We start from the raw sequence: 24438 nt of genomic DNA, 5'->3' as shown, positions 1-24438 counted from the left end.
ACGCCCCTGGAAAGGTAGCGAATTATAAGAAGCCCCGAATAACATAGCAATCAATTACTATTTCATTTTTTGAATAAGAACCCTCCCGAAGCATTCATTTATTTATATAACTTTACATCGCACTTCTTTAAATAAAGATCCGGAAAATCATATTGTTAATTCCTTCACTTTCCGGGGATTAAGTGCCAGACTGAAATCAGCCTAACAGGAGGTAACGATGGTACGTATCTATACGTTGACGCTTGCGCCCTCTCTCGATAGCGCAACAATCACGCCGCAAATTTATCCCGAAGGTAAACTGCGGTGCTCCGCGCCGGTATTCGAACCCGGCGGCGGGGGTATTAATGTCGCTCGCGCCATTGCGCATCTTGGCGGCACCGCGACCGCAATTTTCCCGGCTGGCGGCGCTACCGGCGAACATCTGGTCGCACTACTGGCTGACGAAAATGTCCCCGTGTCTACCGTCGATGCGAAAGACTGGACGCGTCAGAACCTGCACGTCCACGTCGAGTCCAGCGGCGAACAGTATCGTTTTGTTATGCCCGGCGCCACGCTGGACGATGACGAATTTCGCCAGCTTGAAGAACAGGTACTGGAAATTGAATCCGGGGCAATTCTGGTTATCAGCGGCAGCCTTCCGCCCGGCGTTAAGGTCGAGAAACTCACGCAACTGATTTCCGCCGCACAGAAGCAAGGCATTCGCTGCATTATTGATAGCTCTGGCGACGCGCTCACCGCCGCGCTGGCGCTTGGCGATATCGAACTGGTGAAACCTAACCTGAAAGAATTGAGCGCGTTGGTTAATCGCGATCTGACGCAGCCTGATGATGTGCGTAAAGCGGCCCAGGAATTAGTGCAAAGCGGCAAGGCTCGCCGGGTAGTGGTCTCTCTGGGGCCGCAAGGGGCGCTGGGCATAGACAGTGAGAATTGCATCCAGGTTGTTCCTCCCCCGGTGAAAAGTCAAAGTACTGTCGGCGCAGGCGACAGTATGGTAGGCGCGATGACGTTAAAACTGGCGCAAGACGCGTCGCTGGAAGAGATGGTGCGCTTCGGTGTGGCGGCAGGCAGCGCCGCTACGCTCAATCAAGGTACGCGTCTGTGTTCCCGTGACGATACCCAAAAAATATACGCCTACCTTTCCGCGCAATAATCGTATCCCCCCCGGTGAGGGGGATACCGGAAAATCGGTTAACGGGCGGCGCATCCGCCGCTGTTAAAAACACAGTTGCTCCCAACGAGGTGAACGATGGCCAGTGGCGATATTACCCGTTATGTTATTACCGTAACCTTCCATGAAGATTCCCTGACCGAGATTAACGAACTCAATAACCATCTGACGCGTAGCGGTTTTTTGCTGACATTAACGGACGATGAAGGGAATGTGCATGAGCTCGGCACCAATACGTTTGGCTTTGTTAGCGCTCAGAGCGCTGATGAAATCAAAGCGCTTGTCGCCGGACTTGCGAAAAGCGCGTTAGATAAGGATGTCGACATTACCGTGGCGACCTGGGAGGCGTGGAGTAAAAACGCACAATAAGTGCCATTCCCGCCGCGGCGCGTCCGCGATGTGCGTTAGTTCGTATTTTTTAACCGCATTTTTGCGCTAACCTTATGATCTGGCAGACAACGTGGGGAGAGACAATATGTGGCAAGCTATCAGTCGTCTTTTAAGCGAGCAAGTCGGTGAAGGCGAAATCGAACTGCGTAATGAACTGCCAGGCGGAGAAGTTCATGCCGCATGGCATTTACGTTATGCAGGCCATGATTTTTTCGTAAAGTGCGATGAACGAGAAATGCTTCGCGGTTTTACCGCAGAAGCCGATCAGCTGGAGCTGCTCTCCCGCAGTAAAACCGTTGTTGTGCCTAAGGTATGGGCGGTAGGTTCGGATCGGGATTACAGCTTTTTAGTCATGGACTATCTCTCGCCCCGCCCGCTGGATGCCCATAATGCGTTTATTCTTGGGCAACAGCTGGCGCGCCTGCACCAATGGAGCGATCAACCTCAATTCGGCCTCGATTTTGATAACGCACTCTCTACCACGCCGCAGCCGAATACCTGGCAACGCCGTTGGTCGACTTTTTTCGCCGAACAGCGCATTGGCTGGCAGCTTGAACTCGCCGCGGAAAAAGGCATTACTTTTGGTAATATTGACGCCATTGTTGAACATGTTCAGCAACGTCTGGCGTCGCATCAACCGCAGCCTTCTCTTTTACATGGCGATCTATGGTCGGCGAACTGCGCGCTTGGCCCTGACGGCCCCTATATCTTCGATCCAGCCTGCTATTGGGGCGACAGAGAATGCGATCTGGCGATGCTACCGCTGCATACCGATCAGCCACCGCAGATTTATGATGGCTATCAGTCCGTTTCGCCGCTACCGCTGGATTTTCTCGACAGGCAGCCGATTTACCAGCTCTACACCCTGCTTAATCGGGCAAGGCTGTTTGGCGGTCAGCACCTGGCTACTGCGCAAAAAGCGATGGATCGGCTGCTTGCAGTATAGGTACAGCCCATGCCGGATACGGGCTATCCGGCATTTTTCAGTTTACATGAAGCCTAACAAGGAAAAGAAAAAGTAGCCGAGCACGATAATAATGACCGGCAAAATATAGAGCGGGAAAAACTGTAAAAAGATGGTATGGTGCGGCACCACGATACGTGACTCTATCTGCTCACGCGTTAGCCCTTCCGCGCCTTTTGCTTTTTCCAGGATCAACTGATCTTCCACGCCTTCACGTAAAAAACGTGACTGGCGGCTCATTCTGGCGCCGGAATCCTGCATCGCCAGCCCGACAAAAATCAGAATAAAAATGAGCCAGAAACCGATATTCAGGCTTCCCTGAAAATTCGGCGTCGGCGAGTTGTACCAAAAAACATTCAGAAACGGCGTATTCACGCGCATCATGTCTATCATTACGTGGGTAAAATCCAGCATTACCGCATTTATCCCCTCCTGCTTTTCACTGTGCGCATACATAAATTTAAGGACTGAGATGAGCGTGGAAAGCAGTGCCGGAATAAAAATAACCCACCCTACAACTCTTTTTAGGATTGCAATGCGTCCAGCTTGTTGATACGTCATGAGTTCCCCTTGATAAAGACGCGTCGTTTTGGCCTAAGTCTACCTGTTGATTCCCGTTTTCGCCTGATCTTTAAGGGCGATATACTAAGAACATGGTCATAATGAACGCTTAATTCGTTATTTTTTAATCTCAACAGGAGAGGTTGTGATGTCAACCCCACGCCAAATTCTTGCTGCAATTTTCGATATGGATGGACTACTGATCGATTCCGAACCGCTCTGGGATCGCGCTGAACTGGACGTGATGGCAAGTTTAGGCGTAGATATTACTCGGCGCCATGAGTTACCAGACACGCTTGGGCTACGCATTGATATGGTTGTCGATCTCTGGTTTGCGCAGCAACCGTGGAGCGGCCCCGATCGCCAGGAAGTGACAAACCGTGTTATTGCCCGCGCGATTACGCTTATCGAAGAGACGCGCCCTCTTTTACCGGGTGTGCGCGAGGCCGTGGCGCTGTGTAAAGCGCAGGGGCTATTAGTGGGGCTTGCCTCGGCATCGCCGCTGCATATGCTGGAAAAAGTGCTCACCATGTTCGAACTGCGCGACAGTTTTGACGCGCTGGCTTCTGCAGAAAAATTGCCCTACAGCAAACCGCACCCGCAGGTCTATCTGGATTGTGCGGCCAAATTAGGCGTTGATCCATTAACCTGCGTGGCGCTGGAAGATTCGGTGAATGGTTTAATCGCGGCAAAGGCGGCGCGAATGCGCGCCATTGTGGTGCCAGCAGAAGAAAACCAGCATGATCCGCGCTTTGCGCTGGCGAATGTCAAACTTAACTCACTGACAGAGCTGACGGCGGCGCATCTACTCGGTTAAGATGTTTCCGAAACAAAGTCAACGGGCAATTAGCCGCTGAGCCAGACGGCAAGCGGCTTTGACAGAGACAAAGAGTTACAACGTCACCACTTCCGCCTACTGTATAAAAACCCTATACTGTATGAATTGACAGTTTAATGGGTTTTATCATGACGGCGGAAGGACATCTTCTTTTTTCTATAGCCAGCGCGGTTTTCGCCAAGAATGCCGAGTTAACGCCCGTCCTTGCGCACGGCGACTGGTGGCATATTATTCCTTCGGCTATTTTGACCTGTCTGCTGCCGGATATCGACCACCCCAAATCTTTTCTTGGTCAGCGCCTGAAATGGGTATCGAAACCGATCGCCCGCGCGTTCGGTCACCGGGGGTTTACCCATAGTCTGCTGGCGGTCTTTGCCCTACTGGCGACCTTTTATCTCAAGGTACCGGATACGTGGATTATCCCGGCGGATGCGCTGCAAGGCATGGTACTTGGCTATTTAAGCCATATCGTCGCGGATATGCTCACCCCCGCAGGCGTTCCCTTACTGTGGCCGTGCCGCTGGCGTTTCCGCCTGCCTATTCTGGCGCCGCGCAAAGGCAATCAGCTGGAGCGATTTTTATGTATGGCGTTGTTTGCCTGGGCGGTGTGGATGCCGCAGTCCATGCCGGAAAACAACGTCATACGCTGGTCTTCGCAAATGATCACTATCCTGCAAATACAGTTCAATCGTTTTATAAATCACCAGATTGATTAGTAAATCAACGCCAAAGTCATTTTTGGTATAAACCATTCCATTTGAATATAAGAGCCAGCTCACAGTTCTGCTAATCTTGCGCGAACAGAATCGCTAAAACACAGCGCTTCATAATAAAAAAATCAGGAGAACGGGGATGAATTTTCCATTAATTGCGAACATTGCGGTGTTCGTCATTCTGCTGTTTGTACTGGCGCAGGCCCGTCATAAACAGTGGAGTCTGGCTAAAAAAGTGCTTGTCGGCCTTGTGATGGGCGTGGTCTTTGGTCTGGCCCTGCACACCATTTATGGCGCTGACAGTCAGGTGTTAAAAGACTCCATTCAGTGGTTCAATATTGTCGGCAACGGTTATGTGCAATTGCTACAAATGATTGTGATGCCGCTGGTATTCGCCTCTATTTTAAGCGCCGTGGCACGACTGCATAACGCCTCTCAATTGGGGAAAATCAGTTTTCTGACTATCGGCACGCTGCTGTTTACTACCCTTATCGCAGCGCTGGTGGGCGTGCTGGTCACCAATCTGTTCGGACTGACGGCGGAAGGTCTGGTTCAGGGCGGCGCGGAAACCGCGCGTCTGAATGCCATTGAGACGAGCTATGTCGGCAAAGTGGCCGATCTCAGCGTGCCGCAACTGGTGCTGTCTTTTGTACCGAAAAATCCGTTTGCGGATCTGACTGGCGCAAATCCTACGTCTATTATCAGCGTGGTGATTTTCGCCGCATTCCTGGGCGTGGCCGCGCTTAAACTGCTGAAAGATGATGCGCCAAAAGGCGAGCGTGTGCTTGTTGCTATCGATACCCTGCAAAGCTGGGTGATGAAGCTGGTGCGTCTGGTGATGCAACTTACGCCTTACGGCGTACTGGCGCTGATGACGAAAGTGGTTGCCGGCTCTAATTTGCAGGACATCATTAAGCTTGGAAGCTTCGTGGTAGCGTCATATCTTGGTCTGGCGATAATGTTTGTGGTTCACGGCATACTATTGGGCGTGAACGGGATTAGCCCGCTGAAATATTTCCGCAAGGTGTGGCCGGTGCTGACATTTGCCTTTACCAGCCGCTCCAGCGCCGCCTCCATTCCACTTAATGTCGAAGCGCAAACCCGCCGCCTGGGCGTGCCGGAGTCCATCGCCAGCTTTGCTGCCTCTTTTGGCGCGACCATCGGCCAAAACGGTTGTGCCGGTCTTTATCCTGCAATGTTAGCGGTAATGGTTGCGCCGACGGTCGGCATCAACCCCTTAGACCCCGTATGGATAGCCACGCTGGTGGGTATCGTTACCGTAAGTTCGGCGGGTGTTGCCGGCGTTGGCGGCGGCGCGACCTTCGCCGCGCTGATTGTGCTGCCTGCCATGGGCTTACCGGTCACGCTGGTCGCGCTGCTAATCTCCGTCGAACCGTTGATTGATATGGGCCGTACCGCACTGAACGTGAGCGGCTCAATGACCGCTGGTACGCTGACCAGCCAGTGGCTGAAGCAGACCGATAAAACCATTCTCGATAGCGAAGAAGACGCCGAACTGGCGCATCGATAATACATTATCGGGCGTTCACATCGTCTGAGACACGACGATCAGCAACTCAAAATGTCTGTCACTAAAAACGCCGGTCTCCAGTACCGGCGTTTTGTTTTTTCTTAGTCAGCGATTTCGTTTTCCTGGCGAACCTGATTCGCCCAACGCTGCGCCGATTCTGGCACGCTAAAGGCAGGCGACCGTTGAAATGACTCCCCCGTCAGAACAAAGGCAACATATTTACCGCGCAGTATCCAGACGTCGCGAAACGTATCCATTTTTATCGCATGTTCCGGCGGCGCGGGTTCAACACGCGGAATATAGCTAATAATCTGGCGATTTTGCTGGCGAAGAGGTTTCATCATTAATGCTTCACTAAAAGAGGCTAAGAGCCTATCCCATTAGGGCTATTTTACTTGCCATTTTGGTCCTGGGCAGTGCTCAAAATCCTCACGTACTACGTGTACGCTCCGGTTTTTGCGCGCTGTCCGTGTCCAAACTGGCTGCGCCAATAACGCCTACTGGGATAGGCTCTAAGGCTAAAAATCAGAAAAACACTATTTTAGCCGATCTTCGCCCCCGACGTCCTGCTCCGCGCGTGCGATTTCCCTGTTATACCCTGTCTGCTGTTCCGCTCTCCCCCGGCATAATTGCTGAAATGTTCTATAGTTAGAGTGATTTTGACTACTACCACGCCCATTTCAGTGATGAAAGCAGGAGACGAGTTCAATGTCGCATAATGAGAAATCCCCCCATCAGTCCCCCGTGCATGATACCCGTGAATCACAGCCCGGCCTGGACTCCCTGGCGCCGTCAGACGGTTCACATCGCCCCACGCCAGAACCGACGCCGCCGGGCGCGCAACCGACGGCCCCCGGCAGCTTAAAAGCGCCCGAGACCGCGAATGATAAGCTCACTGCCCTCGACGCCTTTCGTAAAGGCAGCGAAAATTATGCGCTGACCACCAATCAGGGCGTGCGCATCGCCGACGATCAAAATTCTCTTCGCGCCGGCAGCCGTGGCCCTACGCTGTTGGAAGATTTTATCCTGCGCGAGAAAATTACCCACTTTGACCATGAGCGTATCCCGGAGAGGATCGTTCACGCCCGCGGATCTGCAGCGCACGGCTATTTTCAGCCATATAAAGACCTGAGCGACATCACGAAAGCCGCGTTTCTGTGCGATCCACAGAAAATTACCCCGGTCTTTGTTCGCTTTTCGACAGTACAGGGCGGCGCGGGGTCTGCTGATACCGTACGTGATATCCGCGGTTTTGCGACCAAATTTTATACCGAAGAGGGAATTTTCGATCTCGTCGGTAATAACACGCCGATCTTTTTTATCCAGGATGCGCATAAGTTTCCGGATTTTGTGCACGCCGTTAAGCCCGAACCACATTGGGCTATTCCGCAAGGACAGAGCGCGCACGACACCTTCTGGGACTATGTTTCCTTACAGCCTGAGACGCTGCACAACGTCATGTGGGCAATGTCGGATCGCGGTATTCCACGGAGTTATCGGACGATGGAAGGGTTCGGCATTCACACCTTCCGTCTGATCAATGCACAAGGGAAAGCGACCTTTGTCCGTTTCCACTGGAAACCGTTGGCGGGTAAAGCCTCGCTGGTATGGGATGAGTCACAAAAACTGACCGGTCGCGATCCGGATTTTCACCGCCGGGATCTGTGGGAGGCCATCGAAGCGGGCGATTTTCCGGAATACGAGCTGGGCCTACAACTCATTGCCGAAGAGGATGAATTTAAATTCGATTTTGATCTGCTCGATCCGACCAAACTGATTCCGGAAGAGCTGGTGCCAGTACAACGCGTCGGCAAAATGGTGTTAAACCGTAATCCGGATAACTTTTTCGCTGAAAACGAACAGGCGGCATTTCATCCAGGACATATTGTTCCCGGCATTGATTTTACCAACGATCCGCTGTTACAGGGGCGTCTGTTCTCTTATACCGACACGCAAATCAGCCGTCTGGGCGGGCCAAACTTCCACGAAATTCCGATTAACCGCCCTACCTGCCCCTACCATAACTTCCAGCGTGACGGTATGCACCGGATGGATATCGACACCAATCCGGCGAACTATGAACCGAACTCCATTAATGACAACTGGCCGCGCGAAACGCCGCCAGCGCCAAAACGCGGCGGCTTCGAATCATACCAGGAACGCGTGGATGGCAATAAAATCCGCGAACGCAGCCCCTCTTTCGGTGAATATTACTCGCATCCTCGCCTGTTCTGGCTCAGTCAGACGCCGATAGAACAGCAGCATATTATTGACGCGTTCAGCTTTGAACTGGGTAAAGTCGCCCGCGCGTATATTCGGGAGCGGGTGGTCGATCAGTTAGCGCATATTGATGTTACGCTGGCTGAGGGCGTCGCGCATAATCTCGGTTTTGCACTCACCCATGAGCAAACGCAAATTGCCCCGCCTCCTGATGTCAACGGTCTGAAAAAAGATCCGGCGCTCAGCCTGTATGCGGTGCCGGACGGCGATGTTAAAGGCCGCGTGGTCGCTATCCTGCTGAACGACAAGGTTAACGCCGCCGATCTGTTGACCATTTTGCAGGCTTTAAAAGCCAAAGGCGTCCACGCAAAACTGCTCTATTCACGGATGGGTGAAGTAACGGCTGATGACGGTTCAACATTAACTATTGCGGCAACCTTTGCCGGCGCGCCGTCGCTAACGGTCGATGCGGTAATAGTACCGTGCGGCAATATTGCCGATATCGAGAGTTGCGGCGATGCTCGTTACTACCTTCTGGAAGCCTACAAACATCTGAAGCCCATCGCACTGGCAGGCGACGCCCGACGGTTTAAGGCGCTTTTAAACATTGATAGCCAGGGGGAAGAAGGACTTGTTGAGACAGATAACGTTGACCACCACTTTATGGACACTCTGCTGACGCTGATGGCGGCACACCGTGTCTGGTCGCGTGCGGGGAAAATTAACGCGATTCCTGCATAAACGGCAAAAAATGCGGCGCATTCCTGCGCCGCAAACTCAGGAGCTAAATATCAAGAAAACTGCCAGGACGATATCCACGTTCCGCAATCGCTGCCTTGAGTGACGCAGACGTCAATACCTCCAGTTCAGTTAAGCGGGGGTAACAATAGGCGCTCTGGCGAATAATGTTGTCCACAAACGCCGGATGACACATCACCTCCAGAGAGGCTTCTCCTCGATGCGTCGAGGCATCCAGAATGCGTAAAAAGCACGCTTCGGTGATCTCCTCGCCGTAAAATTCACTACTAAATCCTTGAGTGCTGCGCAAATCCGACGGCAGATCGTCGGCGTTCAACACCGTCTGGCGGTCAATACGTAACGCAATCCCGCGCTGCGCCGCAAAGCGGGCGACGATGGGGAAAATTTGCGGGAACATATGCACATGATGGTGACTGTCGAGATGCGTTGGCTCGCTGCCAAATACGTCGATGAAACGCTGATACTGACACGCCAGTTCATGCGCAATTTCATCCAGCGGAAGCGTATCCTCCTCCGCCATTTGCCAGATCCATTTCCCCAACAGGCCGTCTCGCGTCAGGCCCGGCATCTCTGACACCGGTTTGCCTAACGTCAAAACAAAATGCATTCCCACCCCAAGCGCAGGCAGCTCGCGGCTAAGCTGCGCCGCATGGTCAATAGCCTCGCCATTGACCAGCGCCGTCGTGGAGGTCACAACGCCGTTGCGATATGCTTCAACAATGCCGTAATTTTGCCCTTTACTCAGGCCAAAATCATCGGCATTCACAATCAACACGCGTTCCATAGCCTACCTCTGTCAGTGGTGCTTACCTTTAAGCGCTTCGATGCAAGCGGCAAAATTAGGCAGCCATTTTTCATGCGCCAGAATGAGTTCACGCGCCAGGACTTCTGCGTCGCGGTCGGAATGCACCAGCGGACTCAGGTTAAGCGCCAGCAGAACATCATTAAAGTTTCCGCTCAGCGCCGCATTGCTGGCCGCGACCTCAAATCCTTTAATAGTGTGGATAAGCCCCAGCACTTTTTCGTCAAAACGGGTGATACGCGGGTGCGGCGTCGCGCCATTGCGTCCCAGAATGCAGGTCATTTCCACCGCCCAGTCCGCCGGGATATTCTCGACATGCCCATGATGTGGAATATTAACGTAATGCTCAGTCTGCTTGTCATTATAAATAGCGTTAATGACTTCACAAGCGGCATCGGAATAATAAGCGCCGCCGCGTTGCTCAAGCTCTTTCGGCTTCACGTTTAGCTCAGGATTTTTGTACAAGTCGAAGAGTTGTTTCTCCACTTTCTGTACGACCTGAGCGCGCGCGCCGCCTTTGTAATATTCGCCCATTTCAATCGCCAACATCTCTTTTTGCTTGAAGTAATACAACAAATAAGAGCACGGCAGCATGTTCAGCGAGCGAATCAATCCTTCACTAAACGGCAGATCAAAGATATTTTTTACGGTTGACGCTTTCAACTGACCGGACGCCACGCCATCCAGTAATTCTGCGAACCGTGAGGTGCCATTCACCAGCACATCTTTAATAAAGACCATATGGTTTAGACCAAACAGGTCAATGGAAAGATCGTCATTCTCATTCAGCGCCAGCACGTCATGAATAAACATTTTCATGCCGACAGGAATATTACATACGCCGATGAATTTTTTAAAGTTGGTATGACGATAAACCGCTTCCGTCACCATCCCCGCCGGGTTAGTAAAGTTAATGACCCACGCATTCGGACATAATTCTTCAACATCCTTAATGATGTCAAAAATAACCGGAATGGTACGCAACCCTTTAAATAAACCGCCAGCGCCGTTGGTTTCTTGCCCCAGATAGCCGTGGCTAAGCGGGATACGCTCGTCCAGCTCACGGGCTTTGAGTTGACCAACGCGTAGCTGGGTAGTGACAAAATTAGCGTCTTTCAGCGCTTCCCGGCGATCCAGCGTTTTATACAATTTTAGCGGAACGCCTGCTTTATCAATCATTCGCTGGCAGAGATCATAAATAATGCCCAGCTTCTCTTTCCCGTCTTCAACGTCAACCAGCCATAATTCGGTGACAGGTAATTCATGGTAGCGCTTAATAAAGCCTTCAAGTAATTCAGGGGTGTAGCTGCTCCCGCCACCAATAGTGACGACTTTTAATTTCTGGCTCATAATATCTCCCTTCAGTGTATGACACTGATATGTATTACGCTATGCCCGCTCGTAAGAAATAGCGTGACGTTCCCCGCGCTATTGGGGCAAGCGTGAAATGTAACTAATCGAGCAATGTAAACCGTTACTCATTAATTTCCGTCAATCGCTTCCGATAACTATTCGGCGTGAATGAGGTCATCTTCTTAAACGTTTTAATAAACAGACTTGGACTGCTATACCCGGCTTCATAAGCAATATCCGTAACCGAATAGTTGGTCATTTCCAACTGTTTCTTGGCAAAATTAATGCGAATCTCATTAATGATTTGCATCGGCGTTTTGCTGTAATAACGTCGGGTGGCGCGCGTCAGATACTCCTGGGATTTTGCCGACAGGCGCACCATATTTTCCAGCGCATGTTCGCCAAACTGCGTTTTATCATGCATTATCTCCACGGTTGCTTTCAGCCATTGTGGAATATCATCATAAACCTGCTCTTCGCGGTAATGACGTAAGCGGTTTATAATATAAAATGTCACCACTTCGATAAATTCGTCGAGCCCATTGCCGCGAAAATTCAACGACGCAATCACCGTTTCAATATAGGTAAGGAAGGTGCTATTCGCCCTGTATACCTGCGATGCCACAAAACAAAACGGCAGTAACGGAAGATAATGCTGTTCAAAAAAACGTTTACTAATTCCTACGTTCAGAATACGCGTTGCGCCAAACTCATAGAAACTTTGGTGATTCGACCCCACCGGGATAAAAACAAAATCTCCACGTTCCAGCAGCACACGCTTCCCGTTGATCTCCTGGTAATAACGTCCGGTTAATACCAGGGTAAATTCATAGTAGTCGTGCTGATGCAGCCCGGTGACGCTTTCCGTCTTGTTATAGATAAACACATGGAAATTTTTGCCATTGAAGAGCTGCTGCTCATAAACCGTTTTGATTTCCGTTGCGTTAACCTGTAGCTGCATCATCCGCCCCCTGTTATTTCAGTTTCTCATGGAGCTCAATCAACTCGGCGATCAGTTCACGAGCCAGCATTGAGGTCATCAAATGATCCTGAGCGTGAACCAGGACCAGACTGACTTTCATTTTGCCTTCGCCCTGATCACCTTCGATGAGTTTTGTCTGCACAAGATGCGCTTCATTGAGCGCTATGCGCGACTGGTCCATCATCGCTTTCGCCGCCTCAAAATCGCCTTCTTTCGCTTTTCTGAGCGCGCCATATGCCAGGCTGCGCGCCTGACCAGAATTGATGATAAGCCCCATAACGACTTCTTCGAGTTCCTCAGCCGCTGTCTGGTTATCTACAACATTTTCAAGATCAAACATAGTCTTTCCTCTGATTCAGCCCGGCATGGCATCCCATGCCGACGCGGAGTTTAGAATTTCAGTGCGTTAGCGATATCTTCTTCGCTTTCTTCCTGCTCGATGGCGTTCTGCGCTTTGTTAGCCACCACCACGAAGGGGAGATAAATCAGGGTAGCGACCGCCAGGTTAAATAGCGCAACCAGCAACGCGGCGACACTGCCGTTGGTGTTAAAGAACGCCCCCAGCCCGGTTGGCATGGTCCACGGCGCAATATTGGTAATCGGCGGAATAATACCCAAATAGTAAGCCACCAGCGTAATCGCCGCCAGAATCGGCTGAACCAGAATGAAGGGGATAAACATCACCGGGTTCATAATAATCGGCAGGCCAAACAGGATGGGTTCGTTAATCTGGAAGATACCTGACGGCAGCGCCAGTTTTGCCACCTGGCGATAGTCCGCGCGACGGGATGCCAGGAAGATAGCGATGATCAGACCCAGCGTTGCGCCGCTACCACCGAGGAAGATATAAGAATCCAGCATCGGTTTCGCCCAGATATGGAACGTTTTACCGGCTTCCAGCGCCGCATCGACGGAGCCATACTGCTGGTAAATAGAGATGTTTTCCAGCGCCCAGGGCGTCATGATGCCGCTGTCCAGCGCGGTCAGCGCCAGCGAACCATGAATACCAAAGAACCACAGCAGCGGTACAAAAATGACATATGCCCACCCTACCACGCTACCCAGCGATGCCAGCGGCGTAGAGATAGTGTCCATAATAATCTGATGGAAGTTAGAACCGTAATTAGACAGCGCCCAGGCAATAATCCCCATAATAGAGAGAATAATAAAGCCGGGAATTAATGCTGAGAATGAACGAGACACCGAAGCCGGTACGCTGTCCGGTAGTTTAATCACCCAGTTGCGCCGGACAATAAATGTAAACATCTCCGCGACCACCAGGCCAATAATAATACCGGAGATAATATTCGCGCCGCCCAGCCAGTTAGCGCCTACGGCATAGGCCTCGCCGACACTATACGGCGTTACGGTCATAAATGCCGCCACGGAGAGCAGTCCGGCGGCCAGCGCATCAACCTTGCGCTCTTCCGCTAGCGCCATGCCGATAAAAAATGGCGCCATGAGCGACATAATGCCCAATGTGCCGTTATAGACGTTCCCGCCGATGCCTTTCAATCCATTAAGTGTTTCAATGGTTGAGGCATCAAGCCGAATGCCCATGGAATAAAAAAACGACCCCTCCCCAAAGCTCAGGAAAACGTTATTAATTAATACAAACATCGCCCCCGCAAGGGTTAATGGCATTAAACGAATAAAGCCGTTCTTGATTGCATTAACGTGTGGCTGCTTTCCTATTTTTACAGCAAAAGGAAGGAGTACCTTTTCAAGTGAAGCAATAACGTTACTCATAGAAAAATACCCTTAAATACCGCAATAAAATATTGCGGTTAGTGTATGAAATAACTCTTTGACGGGAAAAATTAAAAAATAATTAATTCGCGGCGGCTTTTTTAATTGCCGCTACCGCAGCTTTAAGCACGCCTAAGCCATCTACCTTGCCGTACAACATTGAATCAATGACTTCTACCGGTTTACCGGGTAATAAACGCTGAATTTCGGGGAGCATATAAGCAATTTGCGGGCCTAATAACACGACGTCCGCTGCCGGGCCTTTTTCACCGGCCAGGGTTTCAGGGAATGCTTCAATAATCACCGGCACTTCATATTTTTCAGCCTGAGCGCGCATTTTTGATACCAGTAACGATGTTGACATGCCCGCAGAACAAAACAGATAAATGTGTTTCTTTTCCATAAAAACCTTCCTCATGTGCGATTATCTGTCAACCAGATACGCCGCAAGCCTCAACCTGCATCCATACTCTGGGCGACTTGCGTAACCGGATTTACTTTTTTAGGTGGCTGAAATGAGTATACGGGATCGGACCGCCGGATGGTATTTCCTTGACCCACTAAATTGTCTCTCATTGACCTGGCGTTATGACCCCCCTCACATTTCGGGCAAATAATTCGCGATAATAAATAAGGTTATGGCAGGCACAAAAAAACCGGCTCGCAGGCCGGTTTCCTTGAATGTTCAGGCAATGTACAGTTGTTACTGCTTCGGCGCCTGTGGGTCAGTGTCGTACTCCGCACAGGTCTGGTAGCCGGAGTTAATCACGTGCCCGGTATCATCCAGCGCAACAAAGTAGGTTTCCGCTTTACCATCACGTTGACCCAGGATGTAGGTCTGACAGGTACCACGCGCATGAATCATGCTCACTTCAGATGACGGTTTGCCCGCAATCTGCGCAACTTGCGCCCTGCTCATTCCTTTTTTAACATCTTTAACGACAGGCTCAACAAATTGGTCTTTTGTACGATCATACGCCGTACAGCCTGCCAGCATAGTCATTACCGCCGCTGCGCTTAAAATTCCTGCTACGTTCTTGTTCATTTTCCGTCCTCTTGTTTATCAGCGTGTTATGTAAGCCTGGAATACATCAGAATATTTTTCAAGCCGCGCCTCGCGACAAAAAGCCTTTCGGAAAATTCTCTAACGCAGCGACATGTTGTTTTAAACACCGCTTAGCCCGCCAAACCTTGTTGTTTCAGCGGCGAAGGGTTAGCTTTAACAGGGTAAAGATTCATTTTTTTAATGTCGAAGGGGGTTAAATGACTCTGCAGCAAGAGATAATCCAGGCGCTTGGCGCGAAACCGCATATCAACCCTGAAGAAGAAATTCGCCGCAGCGTGGATTTTCTTAAAGCGTACCTGAAAACCTATCCCTTTTTGAAATCGCTGGTGTTAGGCATCAGCGGCGGGCAGGATTCGACGCTGGCCGGGAAACTCAGCCAGATGGCTATCGCCGAATTGCGGGAAGAGACTGGTGATAATGCGCTGCAGTTTATCGCCGTTCGTCTGCCTTATGGCGTACAGGCCGATGAACAGGATTGCCAGGACGCCATCGCTTTTATTCAGCCGGACAGAGTACTCACCGTCAATATTAAAGGCGCCGTCCTCGCCAGCGAACAGGCGCTGCGCGAAGCGGGAATTGAGCTGAGCGATTTTGTTCGCGGCAATGAAAAAGCGCGTGAGCGAATGAAAGCGCAATATAGCATCGCCGGTATGACTCACGGCGTTGTGGTGGGCACCGACCATGCGGCGGAAGCGATAACCGGGTTCTTCACCAAATATGGCGATGGCGGTACCGATATTAACCCGCTTCATCGCCTTAACAAACGCCAGGGCAAACAGCTTCTCGCAGCGCTGGGCTGTCCTGAGCATCTGTATAAAAAAGTCCCCACCGCCGATTTGGAAGACGACCGCCCTTCACTGCCTGATGAAGCCGCGCTGGGCGTAACGTATGACAATATTGACGATTACCTGGAAGGCAAAACGCTGGACTCCGCCATCGCTAAAACTATCGAAGGCTGGTATGTAAAAACTGAACATAAGCGCCGTTTGCCGATTACGGTATTCGACGACTTTTGGAAAAAGTAAGCGTACTTCTACTGTTGTGCCGGATATCGCTCGTCTATCCGGCCTCCTCTCTTCCCAGCCTCTTTTTTAATCACCCATCCGCTGTTATACTGGATGAATAACCAGTTAACGGAGATCACTGTGGTACGGCGTCAATCAGCCCCCCGCCTTGAGTTTGAAGCGGCGGCCATTTACGAATATCCAGAACATTTACGTCCTTTCCTCAGCGAAGCGCCAGCCTTACCGGGCGTCTATATATTTCATAGCGAAAGCGATACGCTGCCGCTTTATATCGGTAAAAGCGTAAATATTCGCAGCCGGGTGCTCTCACATCTGCGAACGCCTGACGAGGCCGCTATGCTGCGACAGGCGCGGCGGATAAGCTGGATCTGCACCGCTGGGGAAATGGGCGCGTTGCTGCTGGAGGCGCGGCTGATCAAAGAACAACAGCCGCTGTTTAACAAGCGGTTACGGCGTAATCGCCAGCTTTGCTCTCTACAGTTGAGCGAACAAAAGATTGAGGTCGTTTCCGCCCGCAGCGTCGATTTTTCCCATGAGCCGAACCTGTTTGGCCTCTTCGCCAACCGTCGGGCGGCGCTGCAAAGCTTACAGAACCTCGCCGATGAACAAAAATTGTGTTATGGCCTGCTGGGGCTTGAACCGGTAAGCCGTGGGCGCGCCTGTTTTCGTTTCGCTCTGAAGCGCTGCGCTGGCGCGTGTTGTGGGCAAGAAACCCCGCAGGCGCATTTTCTTCGTCTGCAGGCCTCGCTGGAACGGTTACGTGTGGTTTGCTGGCCCTGGAAAGGCGCTATCGCGTTAAAAGAGAGCCGCCCACAAATGACCCAGTTCCACATTATCAACAATTGGTTATGGCTGGGGGCGGTACCCTCGCTGGATGAGGCCGCCACCCTGGTGCGCACCCCTGCGGGTTTTGATCAGGACGGCTATAAGATTCTCTGTAAACCGTTAATGTCAGGTCAATATGAGATCATTGAACTGCACACCGACTGTCGCCAGTCATAAAGAAAACCGCCGATCCTGTCCACCTCAACGATTGTGTTGTCGACAAGACCGGCGGTCTTAAATTATGCGGAAAGTTATTCTGCCGCAGCAGGCATTTTACCTTCTTGCGCCGGGCGTTCCGTCAGACGCTTCTCAAAATTAGCGTTATATTGCTTTTTCTGCTCCGGCGTCAGAACGTTATAAATTTTATTCTGGGTTTCCATATGCGCCAGCATATTGGCCTTGCGCTGCGCTTCCATTTTCGTAATTTGCGCTTCGGCTTTGGCTTTATCGAAGGTATCGCTGGCGATAATATCATGCATGGCGCGACGCTCTTCCAGCAGCGGACGTTTCATTTGCTCGCGCTGCGCTTTCATAATGTCGCGAATTTGTTGCTTCTGTGCGTCCGTCAGGTTCAGGTTTTTAAACATCATATCGTGATGTGGGCCAAATTTACCTTTATGCTGCATCATTGGCTTCGCATCCGCTGGCGCGGCGGTGGTAGTCTCAGCGGCATGAGCGAGATTCGCAGCACCCATCGCCAGGGTAGAGGCAACAAATAGAGCAGTCAGTTTACGCATATTTCCATCCTTCCTTTCAGTTATTTTTACGGCATATTTAAAACAGCGCCGTGTTGTCGTGATTAACTTTAACCGTCTTAGCGTCAATTAGTCATAACAACGGTAAAACAATGAAAGTATAAAAAACACTTTTTCGCCAATTGTGAAGAAAAAAAGAATAAATTGCGCAGAGTTGAAAGAGAAATATACAACAGCATGATATAGCAGAAATTATGCAGAACTATAACGCAGCAACGCTTATTAATAAAGCAATTCTCCAGGAATAATCCGTAATAGCATGAAACTGTGTCCCAAATCATCCCTGTAATCCTAACGTGAGCTTACAGGGACATTTATCAGGGCAGTCTTTCCAGCATTAATCCAGCCCGCAATCCGCAGGCGACAGAGGGATTAGGAAAGAGAACATATTCAACGTCATGCGTCACCGTCACGCGCTTATCCCCCTCCTCGGCCAGCAACGTTCCCTTCGCAAAGGCAGTAAAATTCAGCGTTTGCGCATCCATATAAAGCGCGAACTTGTCGCTGTGACGCGTGATTTGCGACACCACCCGATAGCGTAGCGGCGGCGAAGACGAGGTTGACGTTTCGACACCGCTCAGCAGCGCCGACAACGCCTGCGAGGTTACGCTGAACTGCGTCAGATCGTTTTGCCCAAACGGCAACGCCTTTCCCAACTCCAGCGTACAGGAAAGCGCGCCGAAATGTTCAGAGCTAAAGTGCGTAAACGTACCGCCGGGCGCTTGATGAAATACCAACGCCTCCAGTCCTGCCGCGCCCAGCCACGCCAGAAAATCTGTCTCCCACGGGCGGTCGCGCTGCGGCAATACGCCAAAACGCAAATGATGCGAGCCACGAATGGCGGTATGCAGATCCAGATGCCAGCGTACCCGCGCCTGGCCAGATGAAAAGAAGGTTTCCAGACTTAGCTCCAACTCACGCGCCCGCCGCGTTTCATCGCTTTCGGCAAAGGACTGCCAACGCCCGCCAAACATACGGTTCATATCGCTGTGACAATAGCGTATTCCCGCCGCCAGCGCCTGCGGATTGCCGAGTACCACCAGCACTCGCCACGTTAACGTCAAGCAGCCTGAATACAGCGCCGACAGCAGCTTATCCAGCATCTCGACCGGCGCGGTTTCATTGCCGTGTATCCCCGCAGAAAGAATTAACGCGCGGTCGACCGGCGCATCGGGCGTGAGTTCAAGCAGACCATGGCTTAACCAGCGCCAGCGAAAACCCGCGCCCTTCCCCTGCGTCACCCGTGGTGTCGTGCCGCTTAGCGTCAACGCCAGAAAGTTATCCATCAGCCGCCCCCGTTTGCTGGAAAGGATAAACCGACCCCAAATCCAGCAGACGCGTTAACACATCCAGCGCCTCCCGGCCTTCTCGCAATAATAACGGATCGGCCAGATCGGCGGCGGTCAGGCGATCGCGATAATAACGATCCGCCCACGCGTTAAGGGCCGTAAACAGAGCGTCATTCATCATTACCGCTGGACTCACCGCCCGTCGTTCTTCTTCTGTTAACACCACGCGTAATCGCAGACAGGCCGGGCCGCCGCCGTTGGCCATACTTTCTCGCAAATCAAACACCTGCATCGCGCTGATGGGGTTATCCTCCGCCACCAGCTTATTCAGATAGCGCCAGACGCCGGCATGGTCCTGACATTCCCGCGGCAACACTAACAGCATTGAGCCGTCGTCACGGCTTAGCAACTGACTATTAAACAGGTAGGTCGCCACAGCATCTGATACAGAAACCTCGCCGGCGGGCACCTCTATCGCCATAAAACCGTCAACGCGCGTACGCAACTGATTAATGAGCACTTTCTGACGGGCAAACGCCGCTTCGTGACAAAACAATACCTGTCGATTCGAAACGGCGATGACATCATTATGGAATACGCCTTGATCGATGACCTCCGGGTTTTGCTGAGCGAAGATAACCTGTTGCGGATTCACCTGATTAAGACGCGCCACGGCCTCGCTGGCTTCGCGGCTCTGGCGCGCCGGATAACGAGCGGGTCGTATTTCATTCTCCTCTTCGCGCCCATAGACAAAAAGCTGCACGCCTGCCGAACCATACTCGCCGCCAAGACGGTTATGATTCGCCGCGCCTTCATCTCCCAATAATGCGACCTGCGGTAACGCGCTATGCACTGAAAACTGACTTTCATCGCGAAATATGGCGCGTAGCAGCGCTTCGGTAACAGGCGCCTCAAGAGCGCGATGAAATTTATTATTTAAATTCGCCACCGTCAGGTGAACTTTCCCGTCCAGCGCGTCTGCCGATGGGCAAACCGTCGCCGCATTCGCAACCCACATTGGCGACGCGGAACTCACGCTGGAAAGCCAGCGTGGCGCCTGACGCGCAACCTTATCCAGAATCTGCTCATCGCTCCCTGTGAAGCCGAGCTGACGCAACGCCGGAATAAAAGGCCGCTCATGCGGCGGGATCACCGCCTGGGGAAAGCCGGCATCCGCCAAAGCCTTCATCTTTAGCAGCCCCTGCTTTACTGCCAGACGAGGATTCGACACCTGAAAACGGTGGCGGGTCGATGCCTCATTGCCGAAGGATAGCCCGGCATAATGGTGCGTAAGCCCCACCAGCCCGTCAAAATTAACTTCATGCGCCGTCATACCGCCTCCCTGCGAGAAAAGTCGAGGCCGGGGCTTAATGTCGCAGGCAACGTCAGTTCGGGAGATTCCAGACTGGCCATCGGCCAGGCGCAATAATCGGCGGCATACCAGGCGCTGGGCCGATGGTTGCCAGACGCGCCGATACCACCAAACGGCGCGGTACTCGCTGCCCCGGTGAGCGGTTTATTCCAGTTAACGATCCCTGCCCGCGCCTCCAGCAAGAGCTGTTCGAACTGCGCGCGATCCGTCGACACCAACCCACACGACAGACCAAAACGGGTATTATTCGCCAGACGAATCGCCTCATCGAAATGCGCATAACGCCAGACGCTCAGCAGCGGACCAAACACCTCTTCATCCGGCACATCCGCGACGCCCGTCAGCTCAATGATGCCAGGCGTCAGCAGAGAGGTTCCCTCTTTGACCTTCCGCGGCGCCAGTAACGTGCGCCCGCCTAATGCCTCTCGTTGACGCCAGGCCTCCATCACATGCTGTGCCGCCTGCGCTGAAATCAGTCCGCCGATAAACGGCTGCGGATCGTCGTCCCATCTGCCGGGCTGCAGACGTCCGGCGATGTCAACCAGCCGCGCCAGAAATGCATCTCCCTGCGCACCCTGTTTTACCAGAAGGCGTCGCGCGCAGGTACAGCGCTGTCCGGCGGTAATAAACGCCGATTGCAGCGTCAGATGTACCGCCGCATCTATATTTGCCACATCCTCAATAATGAGCGGGTTGTTTCCGCCCATTTCAAGAGCCAGGATTTTTTCCGGCTGGCCGGATAGCTGGCGATGAAGCTGATATCCGGTACTGGCGCTGCCGGTAAACAGCAGTCCGTCGAGATCGTCGAGCGAACTTAGCGCTTGTCCGGTCTCCCGGCCGCCCTGCACCAGATTAAGAACGCCTGCCGGTAGCCCCGCCCGTTCCCAGAGTTTTATTACCGTTTCCCCGGTCCATGGCGTTAGCTCGCTAGGTTTGAAGATCAGCGTATTGCCTGCCAGCAACGCGGGCACAATATGGCCATTCGGTAAATGGCCGGGAAAGTTATAAGGGCCGAATACCGCCAGCACACCGTGAGGACGATGGCGCAACGTCGCGGCGCCATCGACAAGTTCGCTTTTTTGTTCGCCTGTTCTGGCGTGGTAAGCCTTAATCGAGATGGCAATCTTATTGATCATCGCCGTCACTTCCGTCGCCGCCTCCCAGCGCGGTTTACCGGTTTCACGTGCGATGACCTCCGTGAGCTCGGCTTTATGCGCCTCCAGCAGGGCGGCAAATTTCTCTACGATAGCCTGTCGTGCCGTAAAAGGCTGTCTGGCCCAACGAGGAAACGCCGCACGCGCCGCCTGACAGGCCTCGGCGACCTGTGCCGCATTAGCGTCATTCCCCTGCCAAAGTATCTCCGCGCTCACCGGGTTCGTTTTGCGGCGGCGTTCGCCCTGACCGGCTATCCAGTCGCCGTTTATCCATAGCGTCATACGGTTTTCTCCTCAGCGCAAAGGCGTACCAGCCGAACGTGGTCGCCCGCGCGACATTTCAGCGCATCCAACTGCGCGGCGGTAAGTACAAGTCGTGAAGTCTGTGGATCGGCACGCACCAGCGCGGCCCGAAAGTGGTGATAGTTTTCATTGGCGACCAGACATGCCGGATAGTCGCCAGGCGCGGGTTGCCCTTCCGCGACTTCCACCAGTCGGCTTTTACGAATGGCCCGCACGCGGTCAATATCACACTCCAGCGTCGGCCCACCGTCGAAGATGTCGATATAGTGGCGATAGCGAAAACCTTCCTTTTCCAGCACCGCGCGGGCTGGCGCCGTTTGCGGGTGGACTTCGCCAATCACGGCCTGTGCCTCTTCAGATAAGAAGTGGGTATAAATAGGATGTTTGGGCATCAGCTCGGCGATAAACGCTTTTTGCCCGGTACCGCATAAAAAATCCGCCCGGCTGAAATCCATAGAAAAAAAGCGTTTGCCGAGACTTTGCCAGAAGGGAGAATAACCGTGCTCGTCAATGACGCCGCGCATTTCCGCCACCACTTTCTCATTGAATTTATCGCGAAACGCGGCCATAAACATAAAGCGCGATTTTGACAACAGGTAGCCGTTACCCTCTTTACGCCATTCGGGATCGAGAAACAGCGTGCAAAGCTCACTGCTGCCGGTATGATCATTACTCAGGAATAATGTTGGCAACGCGTTATATACATTCAGCTCTTTGGAGGCATGAACCAGCGTACCGACACGATAGTTATACCAGGGGTCGTTAAGGCCGACCGCGACCTCAATGGCGCAGATCCCGCCGACCTCACCCGTTTCACTATCCTCGAGAACGAATACATACCCTTGTTCGCCTTTTGGCAGCTCGCCGGACCAGGTTTTTAGCGCGCGTTCAATGCGGGCCGCCAGCGTCGCTTCATTTGCCGGTAGCGAGGTTAAGCCGCCGCCCGTTTTGCCTGCAAGCTGCATCAACGCGGCGATATCCGCATGTTCGACAGGACGAATCACCCGCATGATGCGCCTCCCGTCTGAAGGCGTTCGCACGCCAGGGCAAAACGATCAAGCCCGGTGGCTATCTCCTCGTCGCTCACATTTAACGCTGGCGCAAAACGCACCACGTCGCCGCCGGCGATGAGCACCATCACACCTGCTTTTGCCGCTTCCTGGGCGATGAGTTTGGCTTTTCCGGCAAACTCCGTCTGTAGCACACAGCCAAGCAGTAGCCCCAGACCGCGAATTTCACTGAACATGCCAAAACGTGCATTAATGGTATTTAGGCGCTCAATAAACGCATCGTGGCGCTGTCTGACGCCGTTTTGCATCTCCGGCGTATTGATGATATCCAGTACTTTTCCGGCAACTGCCGTCGCCAGCGGATTACCGCCGTAGGTGGTGCCATGCGTGCCTGGCGTCATGACGCTGGCATAGTTTTGCGTGGTCAGCATCGCGCCGATCGGGAAGCCGCCGCCCAGCGCTTTAGCGGTCGTCAGGATATCGGGCGTAACACCATAATGCATATATGCATACAGTTCGCCGGTACGTCCGACGCCCGTCTGCACCTCATCAAAAATCAGTAACGCCTGATGCCGGTCGCACAATTCACGCAGCCCCTGCAAAAAAGCTTTCGTGGCGGGGATCACGCCGCCCTCGCCCTGCACCGGTTCTACGATCACGGCGCAGGTATTGTCATCAATGAGCGCGCTGGCGGAGTTCAGATCGTTATAGGCTGCATGACGAATATCCGGCGGCAGCGGCGCAAAGTCCTGTGAATAGGTGGGTTGACCGCCAGCGCTGACGGTAAAGAGCGTGCGGCCATGGAACGCGTTTTTAAAGGCCACAATGCCGCTTTTATGGTTGCCGACACGATCGTGGGCATATTTGCGCGCCAGTTTTAATGCAGCTTCATTTGCTTCAGCGCCTGAATTACAAAAGAAAACGCGTTCGGCGAAGGTCGCGTCGATCAGTTTTTTCGCCAGTCGCAGCGCCGGTTCATTGGTGTAACCGTTCCCGGTATGCCAGAAGCGATTCGCCTGTTCATTTAACGCCTCGCGCAGCGCCGGATGCGCATGTCCCAAGGCGTTGACCGCGATCCCGCCAGCAAAATCAATATACTCTTTCCCCTGCTGATCCCACAGGCGTGAGCCTTTTCCGCGTACAGGAATAAAAGGCGCGGGAACGTATACCGGCACCATCCATTCATCAAAGTTTTCGCGCGTAACTGACAGAGACATAGCGACCTCTTTTGGTAAAAATAAAGTTATTTATATGTTAATTAATATGAGTATTTGCGCTGTAAATGTAGATTGCAGCATTCGTGCCAGCCAGCGTTAACATTGCATAAACAGAGGTGATAAACGGTAAATCAATGAGTTACAGCGTAGCGATATTCACTTTTACTGCATGAAAAGTGAATATTTCCGCATAATCGGTGGCTAAAAAGAGGAAAAAGCGAAATATTATTCAGTTGCCAAATATAATTCTGGAATTGTGATCTTATACGAAATTTACTGGAAATTACCGCCCCGCTCTGGCGCATCTGCACGCAAACCGTGCCATTTTCGCGCTATAGAAAACACCATACGCTTCCATTGGCCGAATCTGACGATGAGTGGCAGTCACCCGG

The 24438-nt window shown here is 52.3% G+C and carries 24 protein-coding genes; 9 read left to right on the top strand and 15 right to left on the bottom strand.

The genetic code is table 11. The features are described 5' to 3' along the window. Positions 1-217: 217 nt before the first annotated feature. From pfkB to HV477_RS00475, 3 genes are all read left to right on the top strand, one after another. Positions 218-1150, top strand: a complete 933-nt coding sequence (gene pfkB / locus HV477_RS00485; protein ID WP_000251707.1) for a 6-phosphofructokinase II — start codon at positions 218-220, stop codon at positions 1148-1150. A 96-nt stretch (positions 1151-1246) separates the two neighbouring features. Continuing rightward, positions 1247-1537: a type V toxin-antitoxin system endoribonuclease antitoxin GhoS gene (gene ghoS, locus HV477_RS00480; protein WP_000146133.1), complete on the top strand. Its 291-nt coding sequence runs from the start codon at positions 1247-1249 to the stop codon at positions 1535-1537. Between the two features lie 106 nt (positions 1538-1643). Then, positions 1644-2504, top strand: coding sequence for a fructosamine kinase family protein (locus tag HV477_RS00475; protein ID WP_000267686.1), 861 nt, complete (start codon positions 1644-1646; stop codon positions 2502-2504). A 42-nt stretch (positions 2505-2546) separates the two neighbouring features. Here the strand turns inward: HV477_RS00475 and HV477_RS00470 are convergent, their stop codons facing one another. Beyond that, a complete protein-coding gene (locus tag HV477_RS00470) occupies positions 2547-3083 on the bottom strand; it encodes a YniB family protein (protein WP_000222158.1) in 537 nt (178 codons plus the stop codon). A gap of 148 nt (positions 3084-3231) precedes the next feature. Between HV477_RS00470 and hxpB the strand changes: the two genes are divergently transcribed. The 3 genes from hxpB (at position 3232) to tcyP (ending at position 6165) form a co-directional block, all read left to right on the top strand. Next, positions 3232-3900: a hexitol phosphatase HxpB gene (gene hxpB, locus HV477_RS00465; protein WP_000106854.1), complete on the top strand. Its 669-nt coding sequence runs from the start codon at positions 3232-3234 to the stop codon at positions 3898-3900. 137 nt (positions 3901-4037) lie between these two features. Continuing rightward, a complete protein-coding gene (locus HV477_RS00460) occupies positions 4038-4637 on the top strand; it encodes a metal-dependent hydrolase (RefSeq protein WP_023971210.1) in 600 nt (199 codons plus the stop codon). A gap of 136 nt (positions 4638-4773) precedes the next feature. Continuing rightward, positions 4774-6165: a cystine/sulfocysteine:cation symporter gene (gene tcyP / locus HV477_RS00455; protein WP_001010662.1), complete on the top strand. Its 1392-nt coding sequence runs from the start codon at positions 4774-4776 to the stop codon at positions 6163-6165. 101 nt (positions 6166-6266) lie between these two features. On the opposite strand, the gene cedA is transcribed toward tcyP, so the two are convergent. Beyond that, positions 6267-6509 (bottom strand): cell division activator CedA, encoded by a 243-nt coding sequence (gene cedA / locus HV477_RS00450; RefSeq protein WP_000977510.1) that lies wholly within the window; start codon positions 6507-6509, stop codon positions 6267-6269. 364 nt (positions 6510-6873) lie between these two features. Between cedA and katE the strand changes: the two genes are divergently transcribed. Then, entirely contained in the window at positions 6874-9126 is a 2253-nt protein-coding gene (gene katE, locus HV477_RS00445) for a catalase HPII (protein WP_079898960.1), read from the top strand. A 43-nt stretch (positions 9127-9169) separates the two neighbouring features. Here the strand turns inward: katE and chbG are convergent, their stop codons facing one another. From chbG to osmE, 7 genes are all read right to left on the bottom strand, one after another. Continuing rightward, on the bottom strand, positions 9170-9928 hold the full coding sequence (chbG, locus tag HV477_RS00440; protein ID WP_079898959.1) for a chitin disaccharide deacetylase: 759 nt from the start codon (positions 9926-9928) through the stop codon (positions 9170-9172). A 12-nt stretch (positions 9929-9940) separates the two neighbouring features. Beyond that, entirely contained in the window at positions 9941-11296 is a 1356-nt protein-coding gene (locus HV477_RS00435; protein ID WP_000078778.1) for a 6-phospho-beta-glucosidase, read from the bottom strand. A 124-nt stretch (positions 11297-11420) separates the two neighbouring features. Then, the gene (chbR, locus tag HV477_RS00430; RefSeq protein WP_000983393.1) at positions 11421-12263 is read right to left on the bottom strand and encodes a transcriptional regulator ChbR; all 843 of its coding nucleotides are present in this window, start codon (positions 12261-12263) and stop codon (positions 11421-11423) included. A 10-nt stretch (positions 12264-12273) separates the two neighbouring features. Further along, positions 12274-12621, bottom strand: coding sequence for a PTS N,N'-diacetylchitobiose transporter subunit IIA (chbA, locus tag HV477_RS00425; protein ID WP_000459883.1), 348 nt, complete (start codon positions 12619-12621; stop codon positions 12274-12276). 50 nt (positions 12622-12671) lie between these two features. Beyond that, positions 12672-14030 carry a PTS N,N'-diacetylchitobiose transporter subunit IIC gene (gene chbC, locus HV477_RS00420; RefSeq protein ID WP_000073063.1) on the bottom strand — a complete coding sequence of 453 codons (1359 nt, stop codon included), beginning with the start codon at positions 14028-14030 and terminating at the stop codon, positions 12672-12674. Between the two features lie 82 nt (positions 14031-14112). Next, complete coding sequence (gene chbB / locus HV477_RS00415; protein WP_000412161.1) at positions 14113-14433, bottom strand: PTS N,N'-diacetylchitobiose transporter subunit IIB; 321 nt, start codon at positions 14431-14433, stop codon at positions 14113-14115. A 300-nt stretch (positions 14434-14733) separates the two neighbouring features. Then, positions 14734-15075 carry an osmotically-inducible lipoprotein OsmE gene (osmE, locus tag HV477_RS00410; RefSeq protein WP_001039301.1) on the bottom strand — a complete coding sequence of 114 codons (342 nt, stop codon included), beginning with the start codon at positions 15073-15075 and terminating at the stop codon, positions 14734-14736. Between the two features lie 218 nt (positions 15076-15293). Here osmE and nadE point away from each other — a divergent pair, with 218 nt between their 5' ends. Together nadE and cho are read left to right on the top strand one after the other, a co-directional pair. Then, positions 15294-16121 (top strand): ammonia-dependent NAD(+) synthetase, encoded by an 828-nt coding sequence (gene nadE / locus HV477_RS00405; protein WP_000174982.1) that lies wholly within the window; start codon positions 15294-15296, stop codon positions 16119-16121. A 120-nt stretch (positions 16122-16241) separates the two neighbouring features. Continuing rightward, positions 16242-17123, top strand: coding sequence for an excinuclease Cho (gene cho, locus HV477_RS00400; protein ID WP_001518228.1), 882 nt, complete (start codon positions 16242-16244; stop codon positions 17121-17123). Between the two features lie 74 nt (positions 17124-17197). On the opposite strand, the gene spy is transcribed toward cho, so the two are convergent. The 6 genes from spy to HV477_RS00370 all read right to left on the bottom strand — a co-directional run bounded on the left by spy (position 17198) and on the right by HV477_RS00370 (position 24046). Next, positions 17198-17683: an ATP-independent periplasmic protein-refolding chaperone Spy gene (spy, locus tag HV477_RS00395; protein ID WP_001228998.1), complete on the bottom strand. Its 486-nt coding sequence runs from the start codon at positions 17681-17683 to the stop codon at positions 17198-17200. Between the two features lie 335 nt (positions 17684-18018). Further along, positions 18019-18987, bottom strand: a complete 969-nt coding sequence (astE, locus tag HV477_RS00390) for a succinylglutamate desuccinylase (protein ID WP_079898958.1) — start codon at positions 18985-18987, stop codon at positions 18019-18021. Beyond that, positions 18980-20323 carry an N-succinylarginine dihydrolase gene (gene astB / locus HV477_RS00385; RefSeq protein WP_079898957.1) on the bottom strand — a complete coding sequence of 448 codons (1344 nt, stop codon included), beginning with the start codon at positions 20321-20323 and terminating at the stop codon, positions 18980-18982. The genes astE and astB overlap by 8 nt, the downstream gene beginning before the upstream one ends. Then, positions 20320-21798 carry a succinylglutamate-semialdehyde dehydrogenase gene (gene astD / locus HV477_RS00380; protein ID WP_079898956.1) on the bottom strand — a complete coding sequence of 493 codons (1479 nt, stop codon included), beginning with the start codon at positions 21796-21798 and terminating at the stop codon, positions 20320-20322. The genes astB and astD overlap by 4 nt, the downstream gene beginning before the upstream one ends. After that, positions 21795-22829: an arginine N-succinyltransferase gene (gene astA, locus HV477_RS00375; protein WP_001263889.1), complete on the bottom strand. Its 1035-nt coding sequence runs from the start codon at positions 22827-22829 to the stop codon at positions 21795-21797. The genes astD and astA overlap by 4 nt, the downstream gene beginning before the upstream one ends. Beyond that, positions 22820-24046, bottom strand: a complete 1227-nt coding sequence (locus HV477_RS00370; RefSeq protein ID WP_079898955.1) for an aspartate aminotransferase family protein — start codon at positions 24044-24046, stop codon at positions 22820-22822. Before HV477_RS00370 ends, astA begins: the two co-directional genes overlap by 10 nt. Between the last annotated feature and the right edge of the window lie 392 nt (positions 24047-24438).

The sequence above is a fragment of the Salmonella sp. SG203 genome (assembly GCF_013350575.1).
Classification (GTDB): Bacteria; Pseudomonadota; Gammaproteobacteria; order Enterobacterales; family Enterobacteriaceae; genus Salmonella; species Salmonella enterica.
This window is presented reverse-complemented; position numbering and strand designations above follow the sequence as displayed.